Genomic DNA, 19,275 nt, shown 5'->3' on the forward strand with positions numbered 1-19,275 from the left:
GCCGGCTGGCGCGTCCACCGCGCGATCTGGAAGGAACAACGCCTCATGACGACCCGGGTCATTTTCCGCACACGGCACCTGCGCCGAACCTATCTCGGCAGCGCTGCGGCCAATGCCCTGGTTCTCGGTGCGCTCGTCGCCGGCTTGGGCGTCACGACCCCGGCGCGGGCGCAAGCGGTGGCGAATGTCGCGCCCGCCCAGCTCGTCTTCGACATTCCGGCGCAGGATCTCAACGGCGCCATTCTCGCCTTCGCCCAGAAGGCCGGCGTGCGGGTGTTCTTCGACACGTCGAAATTCGGCGGCCGTCGTTCCGCGTCGGTGTCGGGCGCGATGAGCGCGCCGCAGGCGCTGGAAGCGCTGCTGCGCGGCACCGGCCTCAGCTACCGCTTCACCGCGCCGAACCGCGTCACCATCGTCGATCCCAGCGCCTCCCTCGCCGCCGGCGGTTCCACCGAGGGAATCGAGCTCGACGCGATCGCCGTGCAGGGCGATGGCGGCACGGTCGGCTATGTCGCGACGCAAAGCACGGTCGGCACCAAGACCGATACGCCGCTGATCGAGACGCCGCAGTCGATCTCGGTGGTCACGCGCGACGAACTCGACGACCGCAACGTTCAGACGCTGACGCAGGCGGTGGGCTATACGCCGGGCGTGCGGACCGGGCAGAGCGGCTTCGATCCGCGCTATGACGCGTTCACCATCCGAGGCTTCGACGCCACCTATAACGGCATCTATCGCGACGGCCTGCGCTGGCCGGGCGCCAACATGTCGGTGTTCAAGATCGAGCCTTACGGCGTGGAGAGCGTCACCGTGCTGCGCGGGCCGAGCTCGGCACTGTACGGCCTCGGCTCCCCGGGCGGCCTCGTGGACGTCACCTCCAAGCGCCCCACCGAGCAGGCCTTCGGCGAGGTCGAGGTGCAGGGCGGCAATTATGATTGGTGGCAGGGCCAGTTCGATGTCGGCGGGCCCATCGACCCGGACGGCCATTTCCTCTACCGCCTCACCGGCCTGCTGCGCGACGCCGGCTCGCCGAACACGCTCGGCGGCGGCGTCAACGACATGACCTTCATCGCCCCGGCGCTGACCTGGAAGCCGAACGACCAGACCAGGATCACCTTCCTCGGGGAGTACCAGGAATCCGAAACCCCGGCCGCGCTGCCCTATTACCAGTGGCAAGGCGCCGGGGGCACCTTTAGCCGGGCGCCCGGTGATTATAACAGCCAGCCTCAGGAGCAGTACCGGATCGGCTACCTCGCCGAGCATGACCTCAACGATGTCTTCACCCTCCGGCAGAACCTGCGCTACGGCCATGCCGACACCACCGTGCGCTACACCAGCGTCTACGATATCGACCCCGCGACCAACATCGCCACCCGTGGCACCGGCTATGTGCACGACCTGCTCGACTCCTTCACCGTCGACAACCAGGTGCAAGCCGATTTCGTCAGCGGCCCGGTGGAGCACAAGCTGCTGGTCGGGCTCGACTACACTTATCTTGCGCTCGATGGTGGCATCGGCTTCGGCACAGCGGCCGATTTCAATTTCAACACCGGCCAGCCGCTTGGCCCGACCTTCGATCCCGACTTCAACTATGCCCGCTACAACCAGACGCAGAGCCAGACCGGCGTCTATGTGCAGGAGCAGGCGACGTTCGACCGGTGGATCGTGACCCTCACCGGCCGTTACGACTGGGTCGACTCCAAGGACGAGGACCTGCTGACGTTCAGCACCGAGAACACCGACGACAGCAAGTTCACCGGCCGTGCCGGCCTGACCTATGTGTTCGACAACGGCATCGCCCCCTATGTGAGCTACGCCACCTCCTTCGCGCCGACGCTCGGCGTCGACATCAACGGCAATGCCTTCGTCCCGACCACCGCGAAGCAGATTGAGGCCGGCGTGAAATACGCCCCGGCCGGTTTCGACGGCTATTTCGCCGCCTCGGTGTTCCAGATCGACCAGGAGAACGGGCTCGCCACCGACGACACCAACCCGCTCTTCCAGGTGCAGACGGGCGAGGTAAGGGCGCGCGGCTTCGAGCTCGAGGCGGTCGCCAATCTCGGCAACGGGCTGAAGCTGCGCGGCGCCTATACCTATCTCGACCTCACCAATGTCGACGGCGATGCGGCAACGATCGGCCTGACGCCCTCGGGCCAGCCGGAGAATTCCTTCGCCATCTGGGCGGACTACCAGTTCCAGGAAGGCAGCAAGCTGGCGGGTCTCGGGGTTGGTGCCGGCGTGCGCTACACCGGCGCAACCTGGGGAGATTCGCTCAACACCTTCCAGAACAGCGCCTACACGCTGGTCGATGCCAAGCTGAGCTATGATTTCAGCTATCTCGCCACGACGCTCAAGGGCTGGAGCCTGCAGGTCAACGCCCAGAACCTGCTCGACGAGGAATACATCACCTGTGACGCCGGCTATTGCTACATGGGCGCGCCGCGCACCGTGATCGCCGGGCTGAAATATCGCTGGTGAGCCCGATGACGGGGCTTTCACGCCGGGCCCTGCTGCGGGCGGGGCTCGCGGCCGGCGCGCTTGGCATGGCGGCGGCGCCGTCCGCGCGGGCCGAGACGCCCGTGTCCCCGGCGCGTCGCGTGGTCGCGATGGATTTCGGCCTCGCGGAAACGCTGATCGAGATCGGGCGGCCCCCCATCGCGCTGCCCGATCCCGGGGAATGGGCGGATTGGGTCGTCGAGCCGGCGCTGCCCGCCGGCATCGCCAATCTGGGCGCCGACCGCGAGCCGAATCTGGAACTGCTCGCGGCGCTGCGCCCGGACCTCATCGTCACGACGCCCTATCTCGCCGGCATTCGTCCCCTGCTTGAAGACTTCGCGCCGACGCGGGAATTCTCCATCTATGCGCCACCCGGCGGCCATCCCTATGCGCTGAGCGTGGCGGCCACGCGCGCGCTGGCAGCAGCGGTGGGCCGCCCGACCGAGGGCGAGGCGCTGATCGACCGCGCCGACGCGACGATGGCGCAGGCCCGCGCCCGCTTCGCCGAGACCGGGATGGCGGAGCGGCCGGTGCTGGTCGTCAACTTCCTCGACACCCGCCATGTGCGGGTCTACGGGCCCGGCAGCCTGTTCGGCGACGTGATGGCGCGCACCGGGCTGGTGAATGGCTGGACGCGGACCAGCAATTACTGGGGCTTCAGCACCGTTGGGATTGAGGAACTGGCGCAGAGCCCGGCGAGCCGGCTGGTCTATCTCGAGCCCATCTCTCCCGACACGCTCGACAAGCTGGCTCAGAGCCCGCTGTGGAACAGCCTGGCCTTCGTCAAGGCCGGCCGGATCCATCGCCTGCCGCCGGTGCTGATGTTCGGCATGCTCCCCGCGGCCATGCGCTTCGCCCGGCAGCTCTCCCGCGCCCTGGAGCGGGAACCCTCACATGGCTGAAGTGGCCGCGACGTCCCCCAAGGTCGCCCGCCTGCGCCTTACCCCGGTGATGCTGCTGCTGGCGCTTGCCACCCCGGCGCTTGCGGCGAGCCTGGTGAACCTGTCGCTGCTGCTGCCGCCGGCGGCGTGGTGGCGGACCTTCACTTATCCCGATTTCGACGACATCGCCGCGTTGCTGGCGCTCTACAGTTTCGCCCCGCGCCTCATCGTCAGCCTGCTCGCCGGGGCGGCGCTCGGGCTGGCCGGCGCCTTGCTGCAGCAGGTGCTGCGCAACCCCATCGCTTCGCCGACGACGCTGGGGATCGAGGCCGGCGCGAGCCTTGCGCTGGCCGCCGCCCTCGTCTGGGCGCCGGCGCTCATCGGGCTGGGGCGCGAATGGGTGGCGCTCGGCGGCGGGCTTCTGGCCATCGGATTGGTGCTGGCCTTGTCGCGCCGCAGCGGCCTCGCCCCGCTTGTCGTCATTCTGGCCGGCATGGTCACGGGCCTCGCCTGCGCCGCGCTGGCGGCGCTGCTCGCGTTGTTCAACAGCCATTATCTCGCCGGGCTGTTTCTCTGGGGTGCCGGCTCGCTGAGCCAGCAGGACTGGTCGGCGGCGCTTTTCCTCGGCCCGCGACTGGCGCTCGCCGGATTGGCGGCCCTGCTGCTCATGCGCCCTCTGGCGCTGCTCGGCCTGGATGACGGCGCCGCCCGCAGCCTCGGCCTGTCGCTGGCGCTGGCCCGCTTCGCGGCGCTCGCCGTGGCGGTGGCGCTCACCGGCTTCGTAGTGGCGGGGGTCGGCAGCATCGGCTTCATCGGCCTTGCGGCGCCGGTGCTCGCCCGCATTTCCGGCGCCCGCCGCGTCGGCGCCCGGCTGGGGGTGGCGAGCCTCGCAGGTGCCGCGCTGCTGTGGCTGGCCGACCAGATGGTGCAACTGCTCTCCGGTGCCTTCGGCGAGATGCTGCCGACCGGTGCGGTCACTGCCATGTTCGGCGCCCCGCTGCTGCTGTGGATGATCCCGCGCCTCCGGCTTCCGCCCCATGCCGGTGCCGGCCTTATCTCGCATGCCGCCGGCCTCATGCGCCCCTGGCCGCTGCTCGCCGGGCTGGCGGTGCTTCTTGCCGTCGCCACGCTCGTCTCGGCGAGCCTCGGCGCGGGGGGGGAGGGCTGGGCGCTCGCCGGGCCGGGCGATGCGGCTTGGTCGTTGCGCGTGCCGCGCATCATGGCCGCCATCGCCGGCGGAACTATGCTGGCGGTGGCCGGCACCATCCTCCAGCGCATGACCGGCAATCCCATGGCGAGCCCTGAAGTGCTCGGCGTGAGCGCCGGCGCGGCCTGCGGGCTCGTCGTCGCGCTGTTCCTGTTCGACGTGGCGGGGCGCGCCGGGCAGGCGCTCGCCGCCACCCTCGGGGCCGGGCTGGCGCTGGTGGCCATATTGGCGCTGGCCCGCGCCTCCAAGGGGGCACCGGAGCGGGTCATCCTCGCCGGCGTCGCCATCGGCGCGCTGCTCGATTCGCTGGTCAGCCTGCTGATGGCCAGCGGAGACCCGCGCGCGGTGCTGCTGTTCAACTGGATGACGGGCTCCACCTATGGCGTCGATCTCGCTTCGGCGAGCCGCAGCCTTGCCGCCGCCGCGCTCCTCCTCGCCGCCCTGCCGCTGGTCGCGCGCTGGCTGGACATATTGCCGCTCGGGGATGCGTCCGCCCGGGCCGTCGGCATGCCGCCGCTGCTCAGCCGCTCGCTGCTGCTGGGCCTCGCCGCGCTGGCGACGGCGCTGGCGACGTTGCTGGTCGGACCGCTCTCTTTCGTCGGCCTCATCGCACCGCCGCTGGCGCGGCTTGCCGGGCTGCGCCGGCCGCTGGCAGAGCTATTCGGCGCGGCGCTTTTCGGCAGCCTCGTCATGGTCCTAGCCGATTTTGTCGGCCGCACCCTTGCCTTCCCCTGGCAGCTGCCGGCCGGCCTCGTCGCCTGCATGATCGGCGCCCCCGTCTTCCTCTGGCTCCTCACCCGCAAGCAGGCCGCCCCATGACCGCCGCCCTGATCCCCGATACGTCGGTTTTCGATGTGACCCCCGCCAATGGCGGCGCGCCCTGGCGTATCTTCCTCTATCGCCCGCCGGGCGAGGCGCCGGAGGGCGGCTGGCCGGTGCTCTATTATCTCGACGCCAATGCGGTGGCCGGCACGGTGGCGGACATCATGCGGGTGCAGGCGGCCTGGCCGCTCGGTACGGGTGTCCAATGGGGCGTGATGGTGGGCATCGGCTACCCCGTGGAGGGCGCCTATGACAGCGTGCGCCGCTCCTGGGACATGGCGCCGCCGCCCGGCAAGGCCTACCCGCCGCACACGCCGGATGGGCCGGAGGTGCGCACCGGCGGTGCCGACGACTTCCTCGCCTTCATCGAGGACGAGCTGAAGCCGGACATCGCCCGCCGCGTCCCGGTGGACTCGTCCCGGCAGGCGATCTTCGGCCATTCCTTCGGCGGCCTGTTCGCCCTCCACGCGTTGTTTCGCAAACCCAACGCCTTTGCGCGCTGGATTTCGGCGAGCCCGGCGATCTGGTGGGAAGGCGCCGGCATTGTCGCCGAGGCGGAGGCGTTCGTCGCCGCCCCGAAACCGCGCACGGGCCGGATTTTGCTCCTGGCCGGCGAATATGAGCAGGCTCTGGCGCCGTTCCAGATCGGCGCCGCCGACGCGGAAAAGCGCCTCGCCAGCTTCGAGGAGAGCCGCATCGTCGACCATACGCGCCAGATGACGGAGCGGCTCGGCCGTGCGCCCGGCCTCGCGGCGGAATTCGCCTTCCTCCCCGGTGAGACGCATATGTCCGTGCTGCCGGCCAGCCTGAACCTGGCAATCCGCTTCGCCTTTGGCGAGCCAGCGTGATGGCGCCTACGGCCGAGCCCCTGTTTGAACTCTCCGGCGCCGGCTTCCGCGTCGAGGGCCGCGTGCTGTTGCACCCGCTCGACCTCGCCGTGCCGGCGGGGCGCGTGGTGGGCCTGATCGGTCATAACGGGTCGGGCAAGTCGACGCTGCTGAAGCTGATCGGCCGCCAGCTCGCGGCCAGTGAAGGCGACATCCGCTTCGAGGGGCGCCCGCTCGGCGGCTGGAGCGCGCGGGCCTTCGCCCGCCGCGTCGCCTATCTCCCGCAGACCGCGCCCGCCACCGGCGGCATGACGGGGAGGGAGCTCATCGCGCTCGGCCGCTATCCCTGGCATGGGGCGCTGGGCCGGTTCAGCGCGCAGGACCGGCAGAAGGTCGAGGAAGCGATCGCGCTGACCGATACCGCCGGCTTCGCCGACCGGCTGGTCGACACCCTGTCAGGCGGCGAGCGCCAGCGCGTGTGGATCGCCATGCTGGTGGCGCAGGATGCCAGCTGCCTGCTGCTGGACGAGCCGACCTCGGCGCTCGACATCGCCCACCAGATCGAGGTGCTGTCGCTCGTTCGCACTCTGTGCCGGGAGCGGGGGACAGGCGTGGTCGTGGTGCTGCACGATGTGAACATGGCGGCGCGTTTCTGCGACGACATCATCGCGCTGCATGGCGGAAGGCTGCTGGCGCGCGGCACCCCGGCGCAGATGGTGACGCCCGACACGCTCGCGCGGATCTACGGCATCGCCATGGATGTGATCCGCCAGGATGGCGGCGGCTATGTCGCCGTTCCCCGTGCGTAAACGCGCCTGACGCGTGAGCCGGCCGAAGCCGGCCGTTTCGGCCAGCGCGGGCCGTCTCGTATCAGCGGAACCCCGATGGCGCCCGCATCCCTCGGCGGCGCCTGTCGGCGCCCGCTCACGCCCTTGCGCAGATACTCCCTCCAGTATATTTAAGCGCCAAGCCGCATGCGATGCGCGTGCGCTACGTGGTGTCCTGATGCCCCATTCGCCGGACGACAAGAAGCGTGCGCTGACACGGCTGCGCCGCATCAAGGGGCAGGCGGAGGCGCTTGAGCGCGCGATCGAGGCGGGGGCCGATTGCAACCTGCTGCTCCAGCAGATTTCCGCCCTGCGAGGGGCGGCTGGCGGGTTGATGGCCGAGGTGCTCGACATCCACCTGCGCGAGACCTTCGAGCATGCGAGCGCGGATGCCGCCGCGCCGCCCGCGTCCGACAATCTCGACGCGACAATGAAAATTCTGCGCACCTATCTGAAATAGCCGCACCCATTTTCGAGAGGGAACACGTCCATGAAATCGCGCGCCGCCGTCGCCTGGGAAGCCAAGAAGCCGCTGAGCATCGAGACCATCGAGATCGGCGGGCCCAAGCCCGGCGAGGTGCTGGTCGAGATCATGGCGACCGGCGTGTGCCACACCGATGCCTACACGCTGGACGGGCTGGATTCCGAGGGCAAGTTCCCCGCCATTCTCGGCCATGAGGGCGCCGGCATCGTGCGCGAACTCGGTGCCGGGGTCACCTCGCTCAAGGTCGGCGATCACGTCATTCCGCTCTACACGCCGGAATGCCGGCAGTGCAAAACCTGTCTGTCGCAGCGCTCCAACCTGTGCACGTCGATCCGCGCCACGCAGGGGCAGGGCCTGATGCCCGACCGTACCTCGCGCTTTTCCTGCGAGCGGGTGGGCGCCCAGAGCGGCGAGATTTTCCACTATATGGGCTGCTCGACCTTCTCGAACTTCACCGTGCTGCCGGAGATCGCGCTAGCGAAGGTCCGCGAGGACGCGCCTTTCGACAAGATCTGCTACATCGGCTGCGGCGTTACCACCGGTATCGGCGCGGTGGTCTACACCGGCAAGGTGTGGCCAGGCGCCAATGTCGTGGTGTTCGGTCTCGGCGGTATCGGCCTCAACGTGATCCAGGGCGCCCGCATGGTCGGTGCCGACAAGATCATCGGCGTCGACATCAACCCCGCCAAGGTCGAGATGGCACGCAAGTTCGGCATGACCGACTTCATCAACCCGCTGGAGGTCGGCAGCGACAAGGTGGTGCAGGCCATTCAGGACCTGACCGACGGCGGCGCCGACTTCACCTTCGACTGCACCGGCAATGTGAATGTGATGCGCCAGGCGCTGGAAGCCTGCCATCGCGGCTGGGGCACCTCGATCGTCATTGGCGTGGCCCCGGCCGGCGCGGAAATTGCGACCCGACCGTTCCAACTGGTCACCGGCCGCAACTGGCGCGGCTCGGCCTTCGGCGGCGCGCGCGGGCGCACCGACGTGCCGAAGATCGTCGACTGGTACATGGAGGGCAAGATCAACATCGATGACCTGATCACCCACACCATGCCGCTCGATGAGATCAACACCGCCTTCGACCTCATGCATGAGGGCAAGTCGATCCGCTCCGTGGTGCTCTACTGATGGGCGCGACGATGGAAACGGTTTCCAAGGCGAAGTCGCATGGCGGCGTGCAGGGCGTGTACCGGCACGATTCGGCAATCACTGGTACGACGATGACCTTCGCCGTCTTCGTGCCGCCGCAGGCGGCGCACGGCCCCGTGCCGGTGCTCTGGTATCTGTCGGGTCTCACCTGCACCCATGCCAATGTGATGGACAAGGGCGAATACCGCGCCGCCGCGGCCGAACATGGCGTCATCCTCGTGGCGCCCGATACCAGCCCGCGCGGCACCGACGTGCCGGACGAGCCCGACAACTGGCAGTTCGGTTCCGGCGCCGGGTTCTACCTCGATGCCACCGAAGCACCTTTTGCCACGCATTACCGGATGTATTCCTACCTTGTCGAGGAACTCACCGCGCTGGTCGCGGCGGAATTTCCGGCGGATATGAGCCGGCATGGCATCTTCGGCCACTCCATGGGCGGACATGGCGCGCTCACCATCGCGCTGAAACACCCCGACCGCTTCAAGAGTTGCTCTGCCTTCGCGCCCATCGTCCAGCCGAGCACGGCCGACTGGTCGCGGCCGGCGCTGGAGAAATACCTCGGCACGGATGAAAGCGGGTGGCGGGAATATGACGCCGTGGCGCTGATCGAAGATGGAAAGCGCTTCCCGGAGTTTCTCGTCGATCAGGGCTCGGCCGACCCGTTCCTGAAGACCGGGCTGCGCCCGGAACTGCTGGAGCGGGCCTGCACGGCGGCCGGCATCCCGCTCACGCTCAACATGCGCGAGGGTTACGACCACTCCTATTTCTTCATTTCCACCTTCATGGAAGATCACATCGGCTGGCACGCTGCTCGCCTGGCCCGTTGAGGCGCGCAATCGAGGTTGGCTGACGCTCGGCCGGGCGAGGTCAGCCTCGCCTGGCCTGTGCTTGCGCGATCCGGCACGGGCGGGGCGGGGCATTCGCGCGCGCCGCCGTGGCGGCGACCGTCAGCCGACCAGCGTGGGCCGGGAATCCGCCGTCGACGCACGCCTGAAACGTCCCTCGCGGTAGGCGGGCAACACCTGCAATGCGAACTCCACGAGCTTTTGCTCGTCGCGTTCACCGAGGCGGATGGCCTCGAGGAGAGCGGACGCCAGCCGCGTGCGGGTTTGGAAATCGGTGCTGTCGGGTTCCAACCGTGCGGCCACCTCCTGCGCCCGGCTGATGCACAGATCCAGGAGGCGGACGGTCTCCGGATCAAGGCGAACGAAACGCGACGACATGCTCATTCCTCACAGGGCCATTCGCGGCCGCCGGGTGAGATTTAGGGAGCGACGCCGGCGCGACAAGCCCTCCCGCGGCACGGACGTCGTCTTTCGATCAGGCGCCCGGGAGAACCCCGCTTTTCCGCCTACGCCGATGCCCTGCTAGCCCCCGCTGTCGGTCGCAGCACCACCGGATGGCGCCAGCATCTCCACGCCCGCGCGCTGAAGGGGCCATCTGCACTATGCTGGAGGCAGCGTACAGAAAGAGTAAGCGCATGGAGACTGCTTATGAATCTTTTTCTACAAACATAACTCATAAATTATACAAAAGACGACCTCACATCTCGGCGGATCATGTGCCGTTTGCACCGTGAATCCGAAAGCGTTCGAAAGGCTTTGACGACCGAGATGGGTCACCTCTGACTTGGGATGTTGATCGTGGCAATTTTTCATTATAGTTTACGCAGAGTATGTAGTGAAAATGGAAAAATTACATTAAAACTACGCAATTTAATATTGATATAAATTATAGAATACCGTTTGCCAGGCTCAGGCGCATGCTTTTGTGAAAGACGGGCAGGGTGCAGTGACTAAAAGTCGAGAATGAGTTCGAATATGATAGATAATTTACGATCAATATATTTTATTGATTTTGACCGGTCTTAAATAAAGGAATTCTATAATTCCGATATTTAATACTGGCGTGTATTCGAACGTCGATGGAGGATTTCATGACCGATCTGATCCAACCTATCCGCGGCACGCAGGGCGCGGATATTGTGGGGCCGCGCAACCCCGCTGTCGAAGCACAGAACCCGGACATCCTGCTGCCGCCCGCCACCGATCATGGCGGTATTCCCAACCTGAAATTCCCCTTCGCCATGGCGCATAATCGTCTTGAGGATGGTGGCTGGGCGCGGGAGGTCACCCAGCGCGAAATGGGGACCTTGAAGGAGCTCGCCATCGTCAATATGCGGCTGCCGCCGGGCGTGGTGCGCGAGATGCACTGGCACAAGGAGGCGGAGTGGGCCTATGTGCTTCAGGGGCGCGTGCGCTTCTTCCTGATCGATGACCAGCGCCAGACGCTCGTCGAGGACCTCGGGCCCGGCGATCTGTGGCTCGCCCCGGCCGGCTTCCCCCACGCCATTCAGGGGCTTGAGGAAGGCACGGAATTCGTCCTCGTCTTCAATGACGGCAATTTCTCCGAGAACCAGACCCTGCTGGTCACCGAACTGTTCGCCCACACCCCGCGCGAGGTGCTGGCCAAGAATTTCGGCGTGCCGGTGGAGGCTTTCGACGGTATTCCCGCCGAGGAGAAGTATATCTTCCGCCAGCCGGTGCCGCCGCCGATCGAGCAGGTTCGCGCCGATCTCGGCGCGGTGACCTTCACCGACAAATACGTGTTCCGCGCGTCCCAGCTGGCGCCGACGCCCTATCCGGGCGGCGCCACGACGGTGGTGGATTCGACGAATTTCGCCGTCACCAACCTTGCCGCTCTATTCATCGATCTTGAGCCGGGCGGCATGCGCGAAATCCACTGGCATCCTGATGCGGACGAAATCCAGTACTACATCTCCGGCACGGCCCGGATGACGGTGTTCGATGCGGTCAACAACGCCCGTACCTTTGATTTCGTGGCGGGCGATGTAGGTTACGTTCCTAAGACGCTGGCTCACTACATCGAGAACACCGGCGACGAACCTGTGCGTGTGCTGAACGTGTTCCACACCAGCCAGTACAAGGACGTCTCGCTCAACAACTGGCTGGCCCTCACACCGAACTATCTGGTCAAGGCGCATCTGGATGTGGGCGATCCATTGATGTCCTCGCTGCGCGCGACCCGGCAGCCGGTCGTCAAGGGCTGAAAGGGTGGTTAGGGCGATGGCTCCCCCGCCATCTCATTTTCACGTAGAAGCACGTTTTGGTGAACGAACGGAGCGTGCGGTGAGTCGGACCAGCGGGGTTTCTTGAGCCCCGGCCCGTGACCGCTGGCGCCAAAGAACAGGTAAAGGAGCGGGCATGGAAGAGTTCATGTCGAAGATGCTGGTTTTCGACCTCATACCCATTATCGTCGTTATGATTCTGGGCTATGCGGCCGGCAGGACACACGCCTTCGAGGAAGACCAGGCCCGCGTCCTGAACAAGCTGGTTCTGGACTTTGCCCTGCCTGCAGCACTGTTCGTTTCTATCGTGCGCGCCGATCGAGAGATGCTGGTCCAGAATGCCACGCTGAGCATCATCTCGCTGGTGGGGCTGGTTGCCCTCTTCATGCTCTCCTATTTTACCATCCAATTGTTTTTCAAGCGCACCAGGCCCGAGGGCGCGGTTTGCGCGCTGATCGCCGGTTCGCCCACCATCGGCTTTCTCGGCTACGCGGTGCTTGATCCGCTTTACGGCACCGGCGTGGAAACCGGCCTGGTGATCGCCATCGTCGCCATCGTGGTCAATGCGGTGACGATCCCGATCGGCCTGTACCTGCTCAACGCTGGCGGGGGCGGCGCGGCGGTGGCGGACGGCGCTCCCAAGAATAATGCTCTGCTTTCCGCCATGAAAGAACCGGTCGTCTGGGTGCCGATCCTCGCCGTCGCGCTGGTGATTGTCGGCATAAAGGTGCCGGACGAGGTGGATCCGACCTTTGATCTGATGGCCAAGGCCAATTCGAGCGTGGCCGTGTTTGCCGCCGGCCTGACGCTGTCGGCCTACAAGATCGAGCTGGACTGGGAGGTTGCCTACAACACCTTCTTCAAGCTGGTGCTCATGCCGGGCGTGTTCCTGCTCGCCGGCTGGGCCTGCGGGCTCGACCCGCAGATCTTGCAGATGCTCGTGCTCAGCGTCGCGCTGCCGCCCGCCTTTTCCGGGATCATCATCTCCAGCCGCTTTCAGGTCTATACCCGCACCGGCACCTCCTCGCTGGCAGTATGTGTGATCGGCTTCATCATCGCCGCACCCATCTGGGTCTATCTCGCCAGACTGACCGGGAACTGAAGCCTCTTCGAGAGAGCAAGACGCGTCGCCACGGTGCCCGTTGCCTTTCGAAGTTACACGGGCCCCAGTTCGAAAGACGGCGTTCCGCGCCTTGGGTGGATCCTACCCCAGGGCACGCACAAGCCGACCGGAACGGTCCATGTTCCGGTCGCCTGGACTTGGGAGGGCATGCCAACCATGGGGGGGAGAGCTCATGTCATCGTCACGGATCAAGACTATGCTGGCGGGCCTGGGCATCGGGCTGACGGCCGCGATGATCTTCGGCGCCGGTTCGGCCCTGGCGGAAGGCAACACGATCGGTGTTTCCATCGCCTCTCAGCGCGCGACGGACAATTTCGACGAAAGCGTCGCGACGGTCACGGGCGTTTCCTACATGCACGCCTTCGACAATGACTGGCTCATTGAAGCGGCGATGACCTATTTCGATGTCTCCCACAGCGACACCTGGCATCTCAATTCGCATGTCGGCGTAGGCTACAGGTTCCATCTCTCCGACGTCGTGTCGCTGGTGGGCGTCGCCGCCATCGGCAGCCGGGCCCAGAATGACGCGACCGATTTTCCCTATTACATGCTGCACGGCGCCGTGGACTGGAAGATTTTCGAGGCCGTGACCTGGTCGGTGGTGACCCTGCGTTATCGGAACGCCTTCAACACGGTCTATAAATTCGAGACGCCGGCAATCGGTTCGGCGCTAGGCTTTCGTCTGAGCGACTCCCACTCCATCTCGCTCAATTATCTGCGCGAATGGGAAGAGGGCAAAGTCGTCGATAACCTGTTCGGCATCGGCTACCAGTATCATTTCTGAGGCGCCGCCAAGCCCCTGGGACGGCTGACGGCCGCGTTTTCTTGACGTCAGGGCAAACGGTCTCATGACGTCAGGGAACATGTGGGGCGGTTGCCCGTTGCTTCTCCGCCGAACTCATTGGCAGGAGAACGCCTTGAAGACCATCGCACGCAGCTCCCCGCTGTCGACCTTGGCCGGCGCCGCTTGCGCCGATCCATTTCCGCACCGCATCGCTCGGCTGAGGCCACTGTTCCGGGCGCGGGACTATCGGCGCTCGCCGCTGAAAGACTGACGGGCGGTTAGCGTGCGCCGCATGCCCTGCTTTCGCAGATGCAACTCCCTGCTGCTGAGGGCGGGCGGTGCCCCGTTCCGTGGTGTTGATCAATCCACTGACAGGCAGATGATCTTTCATGCAAGAGCCTTTTGGCGCCACGCAGATTGGCCGATGGATTATTGTGTATCTCGCCGTCATTTCGGGAGAAGATAGCGATGCGATTGCTTTGGATGCGAATCTCTCAGCTTTCGACATCGATTCCGTGGACGCCGTAGAAATGGCGATGCAGTTCGAGAAGGCGTTCAATTGTCAGATCGGCGCGGAGTTTTTCCTCAGGGATGAAGCAACGATCCAACAACTCGCCGACGAGCTCGCTGTCTTTGTCGCCACATCAGCCGCTTAATCCGTCGGCCCTGCGGCCGTCGCGGCGGATAGACGACTGTTCACGGCTGGACGATTCCTATCTCGCCTATGCCCGATCCATCGCGCATGAGGCGTCCGATCCACGCCGCCGCCTGGATGTCTGCCGGCGCCTTATCCATTCGGGGCTGATCGGCGAGACGATCAGCATGCTCGCGACGCTGGTGAATGTCCCCCAGCTGCGCCCCGAGGTGAGCGAGATGATGGCGCAGGTGCGGGAGCTTCGGCAGCTGCGCGCCGGCAATGGCGTCGCCTTGCCCGATGGTGGGGCGGAAGGCGCATCCGATGATCGGGGCTATTGGGTGGTGCCCGCGCAATCCGACACGACATTGATCGCCTTTACCGGCCGGGCGCAGCGTCTTGGCCTGTCCATCTACTTCATGCACAGCCTGCTCAGCCGCTTGAATGCGAATGTCATCTATCTGTTCGACTGGGCGAACAGCTTCTACTTCGCGGGTGTGTCGGGCCTGAGCCGGGACACGGAAACGACGGTCGCACAGCTTCGGGCGCTCTGCGCGGGACTCCATTCGCGCCGTGTGCTCTGCATCGGCCAGTCCGCCGGCGGCTATGGCGCGCTCCGCTACGGCGCAAAGCTGAACGCCGACGGTATCATCGCCTTCAGCCCCCTCATTCTGCCCGTCATGGCCAGCCGAACCCGCGCACGAATCGAGGCGGAGACGGGGCTGCCCCTCACCGAGGAGGAAACCGATCTGCGCCGCCTCCTCGCCAACCATAGCCGGCCGCCGCACATCGAGATCGTCTACGGCACCGACAACGCCGCAGATGTCGCGTCGGCCCGCCATCTCGCCGGCCTGCCCACTGTCGTCGAGCGGCCGCTCCAGGGCGTCAGCAGCCACGGGACGATCCAGGAAACCGTCATCGGCAAGACCTTCGGCCCGCTGCTGCATGCGTTTTCCACGGCGGCCGGCCCCGGCCTTGTGGGGCCGCTGCCTAGGTGAGGAGCGAGGTCCAATAGGTGAGAACATGGCCCGCGCGCTCGATCTCGGCCCCGTGGGTCAGGGGCCGGTGGTTTGCCTCGATGAACCAGATATGCTGATCGCGGTCGGGCGCGAAATCGAGCCCGAATTCGTAGCAGCTTTCGAGGCCGGCGGACCGGGAGAGTTCCCCCGCCACGCTGCTTGCTAGGGCGTGAATGCGCTCCAGCCCGGCTTCCGCATCCACGGCGCCGCGCGCTGCGAGAAACGATTCGGCATCCACCATCGCGCTGCCCTTGGCGCGATTCGATACGAGCCTCGCGCCGATGGCGATGCGGCCAGTTAGGCGATAGAGCTGCCAGCTGTCGTCGGGTTGACGGGCAATGTCCGCCCGGATCGTCGCCGGCTGGCCGGCCGTGTCGCGCGTGTCGACGAAACGCTGGACGATATAGGTCCGGTAGGTCATCCGCCCGCGTATGGCGCCGGCGACCCGCGCGACGGCCTCCGCTGCGTCTCCCTCCCAGGATCGCGTGTCGTTCACCACCAGGAAACCCGTTGCTGCGGGAACGACGAAGAAGAGGCCGGTACCGAGCGATCCGTCGCTCCGCTTCACCACGATGGCGCCGCCGGCCAGCCAGTCGAGAAGCTGCGCTTCCAGCCGCCCGGCAACCAGCACTTCTTCCGGAATCAGGTGAGGAGCAGCCTCCGGGCAGCGCGCAAGAACAGCCGCCACTTCATGCTTGGGCCGGCCGTCAAAGGCGAGAAGCCGCGTCCGGGTGCGAAACCATTCCTCGACAGCGCGATGCTGCGCTCGGGTGGTGGGTGCTGCCGCCACGACGAGAGCCGGCAAGGTTACGGCGCTCCGCCGCCAGCAGCCTTCGGTAAACTGGCTCGCCGTTATCTGGCCCGTGGCCATGTCGCAATCGCGGCTTTGAATGAAGCACAGCTTGACGCCCCGGAGAGCCGCCTCGCCGAGCAGAGCGCGCACTCGCGCGGGCGCAAAGGAGTCCTCCAGCGGTGTCTCGTGGCCGAGGAGGGCAATGGTGGGCGGCTCGCGCATCGGATTTCCTTTGGCGTCGTTGCTGGCTTACGCCCCGGCGAGCGACTTGAGGTAGGCAATCACATGGGTGGCGCGTTCGAGCTCCCCGCCGAAATTTAACGGGCGTGCATTTGCCTCAAGGAACCAAAGCCGCCCCTCGGGATCAGCCACGAGGTCGAAGCCCCATTCATAGTAATGGGCGGTGTCGCTTTCCGTGAGCCGCTTCGCGATGCCAAGCGACAGCGCTTCAATCTCGCGGAGCCTGCCGGGGATATCGCTCTCTCCACGTCCGGCGAGATAGCCCTCGATGCTGGTCAGCGCCGCGCCACGGGAAATGGTTGAGATGATCTTGCCCGGCGCCGAAATGCGGCCGGTGATGCGGATGACCTGCCAGGTCCCGCCCGGCTGCCGCACCACCTCGGGCCGTATCGTTCCGGGCCGGCCGCTGCCGTCGCTTGTGTCGATGTAACGCTGCACGATGTAGCCGCGATAGGCCATGCGGCCGGCGATGGAGCGGGCGATGCGCGCGACCGCCTCTTCCGTGTCCATGTGGACATGCTGGTCGCCCCGGACCATCTTCCATGTGCCCTCTTCTCCAGGGATGAGAAACTGCACGCCGGTGCCGCGCATCCCATCATTGGGCTTCACCACGATTCCACCATCGGCGAGCCAGGCGCGGAGCTGCCGTTGCAGCCGGCCGGGGTCAAGAGGTTCGGAGGGGATGAGGTAGCGTTCCCATGGCGTGCCGACGAGCAGCGAGGCCACGCCCAGCTTGTCCCGCTTGCCGGCTCCAAGCACCATCGTTGAGGCGCGTAGCCAGCCATCCAGGGCAAGCTCCTCCGGCGTGCCAGGATCGGTGAGGATCACCACGACTGAGGGCAGCGGAAGAACGGCCTCTTGCCACCCGTCCTCCCGCCACCGCGAGGCCCGGACAGTGCCGGAGACCGGATCGCAGTCGCTGCTTCGCAAGAAGCACAGATCGACACCCTGCAATGCGGCTTCCGCCAGCAGGGCGCGCACGCGCGCCGTCTGCATCTTGTCCGCGGGGAAGATGCCATGGGCGATCATGGCGACCGGGCCGATGCCCGCCAGCGGATGAGGGGAGTTCCGTTCCATCGACAGTGGCGCCCGTTGGTTCGGCCTGCCCGTCATGACCGTTGCCGGATCACCTGCCGCAAACCTTTTGATGCAAGTGGCTTTGCGATCGATCCGCGTCCTACCGCCGTCACGACCGAAGGAGGCCGGCGACGCGACGCGCTTGGTTTATGAACCACAGGCGTCCGCTTCTGTCGACACGCGGCGGAGGCCTTCTCGTCTGGGACAGTCCAGAGCGATCCGTGGGCATCGCACGCTCTTTTCTGTCATATTTGTCGGTATCGCCGATGCCAACGCCAACTGAATGCGGACACCCCTGGCACCGACGGACACAGCCTGCAGAAGCGCCAAGGCGACGGACAACCGCCAGAAACTGTCCGATAGCGGGGCGCGCCGCTTGGTCGTCAGCCCCTCTGGCGGTTGGCTGAGGGTGTCGCCTGACTATGAGATCGCGCGGAGGCTGCCGAAGTGATGAGAGGGCGGGATCGCTAGGATTGGAGCTGCAGCAACACCTCGGTTCATTTTGCGAATGCCGCCGCCGTTGGGCCGGCGTCGAATGACCTGAGACCCATTTCTCCTCCGGCTTAAGAGAGAGTCCGAGGGTTGATTTGTGGCCTCATGCGGCCTCGGTTTCCAGTGCGATTGTTGCCGCGAACTCGGCAGGGGATCGATTGCCGAGAGCTGAATGGGGACGGTTCACATTGTAGTCCTCCTTCCATGAGGCGATAGCGGCGCGAGCCTGGGGCAGGTGCGAGAACAGTGTCTCGTTCAAACATTCGTCCCGGAAGCGGCCGTTGAAGCTCTCGACGAAGCCGTTCTGCGTGGGCTTGCCGGGCGCGATGTAATGCCATTCGACGCCGGTCTGCTGGCACCATTTGAGCACCGCCATCGAGGTTAGTTCAGTGCCATTGTCCGACACGATGGTTGAAGGCTTGCCCCGAACAGCCATGATCTCGTCCAGCTCGCGCGTCACTCGAAGGCCGGAGAGCGAGGTGTCGACGACCAGTGCCAGGCACTCCCGGCTGAAGTCGTCGACAACGGCCAGCACCCGGAAGCGGCGGCCGTCCGTGAAGGCGTCCGACACGAAATCGAGACTCCAGCGAAGGTTGACCCGATCCGGCACCAGCATAGGCCGTCTTGTGCCAAGCGCCCGTTTGCGACCACCTCGCCGACGCACCTGGAGCTTTTCCTCTCGATACAGCCGGCGCAGCTTCTTCTGGTTCATCACGATGCCCTGACGCCGCAGCATGACGTGGATCCGTCGGTAGCCGAAGCGGCGGCGCTCGCCGGCCACGGCTTTCATGGCGTCGCGCAGGGCCGCATCGTCAGGACGGACGCTTCGATAGCGCATACTGGTGCGATCGAAGCTCAATGCCTTGCACGCCCGACGCTGGCTCACCCCGTGCTCGGCACAGGCATGGGCCACGGCTTTACGCCTCACATCGAGCGTCACCATTTTTTTGAGGCGACATCCTTCAGGATAGCGTTGTCCAGCATCTGCTCGGCGAGCAGCTTCTTCAGGCGGGCGTTCTCATCCTCAAGCGCCTTCAGCCGGCGGGCATCCGACACGTCCATGCCGCCATACTTTGCCTTGAACTTGTAGAAGGTCGCCGAGGAGATGCCGTGCTTGCGGCACACGTCAGCGGTCTTCGCCCCCGCCTCCTGCTCCTTCAGCATGCCGATGATCTGCTCTTCCGTGAACCGTGAGGCTCGCATCGTCCGTCTCCGTGATCGACGGACTCTACTCAAATCTGGAGGAGGATCGGGGTCTCAGGTCAGCACGCGCATGGACAGCCATGCCCGCGAACGGGAGAGGTGCGTCACGCGGCCCGGGAACCA

Annotated in this window: 17 protein-coding genes and 1 pseudogene; 14 read left to right on the forward strand and 4 right to left on the reverse strand. The window is 65.8% G+C overall.

Annotated features, from left to right (window positions below; genetic code table 11):
- The first annotated feature begins 45 nt into the window (after positions 1–45).
- From ACQY76_RS10995 to fghA, 8 genes are all read left to right on the forward strand, one after another.
- The gene (locus tag ACQY76_RS10995; RefSeq protein ID WP_428028785.1) at positions 46–2,478 is read left to right on the forward strand and encodes a TonB-dependent siderophore receptor; all 2,433 of its coding nucleotides are present in this window, start codon (positions 46–48) and stop codon (positions 2,476–2,478) included.
- A gap of 5 nt (positions 2,479–2,483) precedes the next feature.
- Positions 2,484–3,398, forward strand: a complete 915-nt coding sequence (locus ACQY76_RS11000; protein ID WP_428028786.1) for an ABC transporter substrate-binding protein — start codon at positions 2,484–2,486, stop codon at positions 3,396–3,398.
- Positions 3,391–5,403: a Fe(3+)-hydroxamate ABC transporter permease FhuB gene (gene fhuB, locus ACQY76_RS11005; protein ID WP_428028787.1), complete on the forward strand. Its 2,013-nt coding sequence runs from the start codon at positions 3,391–3,393 to the stop codon at positions 5,401–5,403. Before ACQY76_RS11000 ends, fhuB begins: the two co-directional genes overlap by 8 nt.
- Complete coding sequence (locus tag ACQY76_RS11010; protein ID WP_428028788.1) at positions 5,400–6,254, forward strand: alpha/beta hydrolase; 855 nt, start codon at positions 5,400–5,402, stop codon at positions 6,252–6,254. Before fhuB ends, ACQY76_RS11010 begins: the two co-directional genes overlap by 4 nt.
- Positions 6,254–7,042, forward strand: a complete 789-nt coding sequence (locus ACQY76_RS11015) for an ATP-binding cassette domain-containing protein (RefSeq protein WP_428032989.1) — start codon at positions 6,254–6,256, stop codon at positions 7,040–7,042. The genes ACQY76_RS11010 and ACQY76_RS11015 overlap by 1 nt, the downstream gene beginning before the upstream one ends.
- Before the next feature lie 196 nt (positions 7,043–7,238).
- The gene (locus ACQY76_RS11020) at positions 7,239–7,520 is read left to right on the forward strand and encodes a metal-sensing transcriptional repressor (RefSeq protein ID WP_428028789.1); all 282 of its coding nucleotides are present in this window, start codon (positions 7,239–7,241) and stop codon (positions 7,518–7,520) included.
- A gap of 30 nt (positions 7,521–7,550) precedes the next feature.
- Positions 7,551–8,678 (forward strand): S-(hydroxymethyl)glutathione dehydrogenase/class III alcohol dehydrogenase, encoded by a 1,128-nt coding sequence (locus ACQY76_RS11025; RefSeq protein ID WP_428028790.1) that lies wholly within the window; start codon positions 7,551–7,553, stop codon positions 8,676–8,678.
- A gap of 11 nt (positions 8,679–8,689) precedes the next feature.
- Positions 8,690–9,526, forward strand: a complete 837-nt coding sequence (gene fghA, locus ACQY76_RS11030) for an S-formylglutathione hydrolase (RefSeq protein WP_428028791.1) — start codon at positions 8,690–8,692, stop codon at positions 9,524–9,526.
- Between the two features lie 120 nt (positions 9,527–9,646).
- Here the strand turns inward: fghA and ACQY76_RS11035 are convergent, their stop codons facing one another.
- A complete protein-coding gene (locus ACQY76_RS11035; RefSeq protein ID WP_428028792.1) occupies positions 9,647–9,922 on the reverse strand; it encodes a hypothetical protein in 276 nt (91 codons plus the stop codon).
- A gap of 713 nt (positions 9,923–10,635) precedes the next feature.
- On the opposite strand from ACQY76_RS11035, the gene ACQY76_RS11040 reads away from it, so the two are divergent.
- The 6 genes from ACQY76_RS11040 (at position 10,636) to ACQY76_RS11065 (ending at position 15,326) form a co-directional block, all read left to right on the forward strand.
- Positions 10,636–11,769 carry a cupin domain-containing protein gene (locus ACQY76_RS11040; protein ID WP_428028793.1) on the forward strand — a complete coding sequence of 378 codons (1,134 nt, stop codon included), beginning with the start codon at positions 10,636–10,638 and terminating at the stop codon, positions 11,767–11,769.
- A gap of 154 nt (positions 11,770–11,923) precedes the next feature.
- Positions 11,924–12,889, forward strand: coding sequence for a transporter YfdV (yfdV, locus tag ACQY76_RS11045; protein WP_428028794.1), 966 nt, complete (start codon positions 11,924–11,926; stop codon positions 12,887–12,889).
- A 193-nt stretch (positions 12,890–13,082) separates the two neighbouring features.
- A complete protein-coding gene (locus ACQY76_RS11050; RefSeq protein WP_428028795.1) occupies positions 13,083–13,694 on the forward strand; it encodes a hypothetical protein in 612 nt (203 codons plus the stop codon).
- 133 nt (positions 13,695–13,827) lie between these two features.
- The gene (locus tag ACQY76_RS11055; RefSeq protein WP_428028796.1) at positions 13,828–13,965 is read left to right on the forward strand and encodes a hypothetical protein; all 138 of its coding nucleotides are present in this window, start codon (positions 13,828–13,830) and stop codon (positions 13,963–13,965) included.
- A gap of 118 nt (positions 13,966–14,083) precedes the next feature.
- Positions 14,084–14,350, forward strand: a complete 267-nt coding sequence (locus ACQY76_RS11060; RefSeq protein ID WP_428028797.1) for an acyl carrier protein — start codon at positions 14,084–14,086, stop codon at positions 14,348–14,350.
- Entirely contained in the window at positions 14,328–15,326 is a 999-nt protein-coding gene (locus ACQY76_RS11065; RefSeq protein ID WP_428028798.1) for a hypothetical protein, read from the forward strand. Before ACQY76_RS11060 ends, ACQY76_RS11065 begins: the two co-directional genes overlap by 23 nt.
- On the opposite strand, the gene ACQY76_RS11070 is transcribed toward ACQY76_RS11065, so the two are convergent.
- From ACQY76_RS11070 to ACQY76_RS11080, 3 genes and pseudogenes are all read right to left on the reverse strand, one after another.
- On the reverse strand, positions 15,319–16,362 hold the full coding sequence (locus ACQY76_RS11070; protein ID WP_428028799.1) for a YheC/YheD family protein: 1,044 nt from the start codon (positions 16,360–16,362) through the stop codon (positions 15,319–15,321). The genes ACQY76_RS11065 and ACQY76_RS11070 overlap by 8 nt on opposite strands.
- 27 nt (positions 16,363–16,389) lie before the next feature.
- Complete coding sequence (locus ACQY76_RS11075; RefSeq protein WP_428028800.1) at positions 16,390–17,493, reverse strand: YheC/YheD family protein; 1,104 nt, start codon at positions 17,491–17,493, stop codon at positions 16,390–16,392.
- Between the two features lie 586 nt (positions 17,494–18,079).
- Positions 18,080–19,152: pseudogene (locus tag ACQY76_RS11080) on the reverse strand (IS3 family transposase); the annotation flags it as partial.
- Positions 19,153–19,275 lie beyond the last annotated feature (123 nt).

Origin of the sequence: Ancylobacter sp. (assembly GCF_965279025.1) — a bacterium.
Lineage (GTDB): Bacteria > Pseudomonadota > Alphaproteobacteria > Rhizobiales > Xanthobacteraceae > Ancylobacter.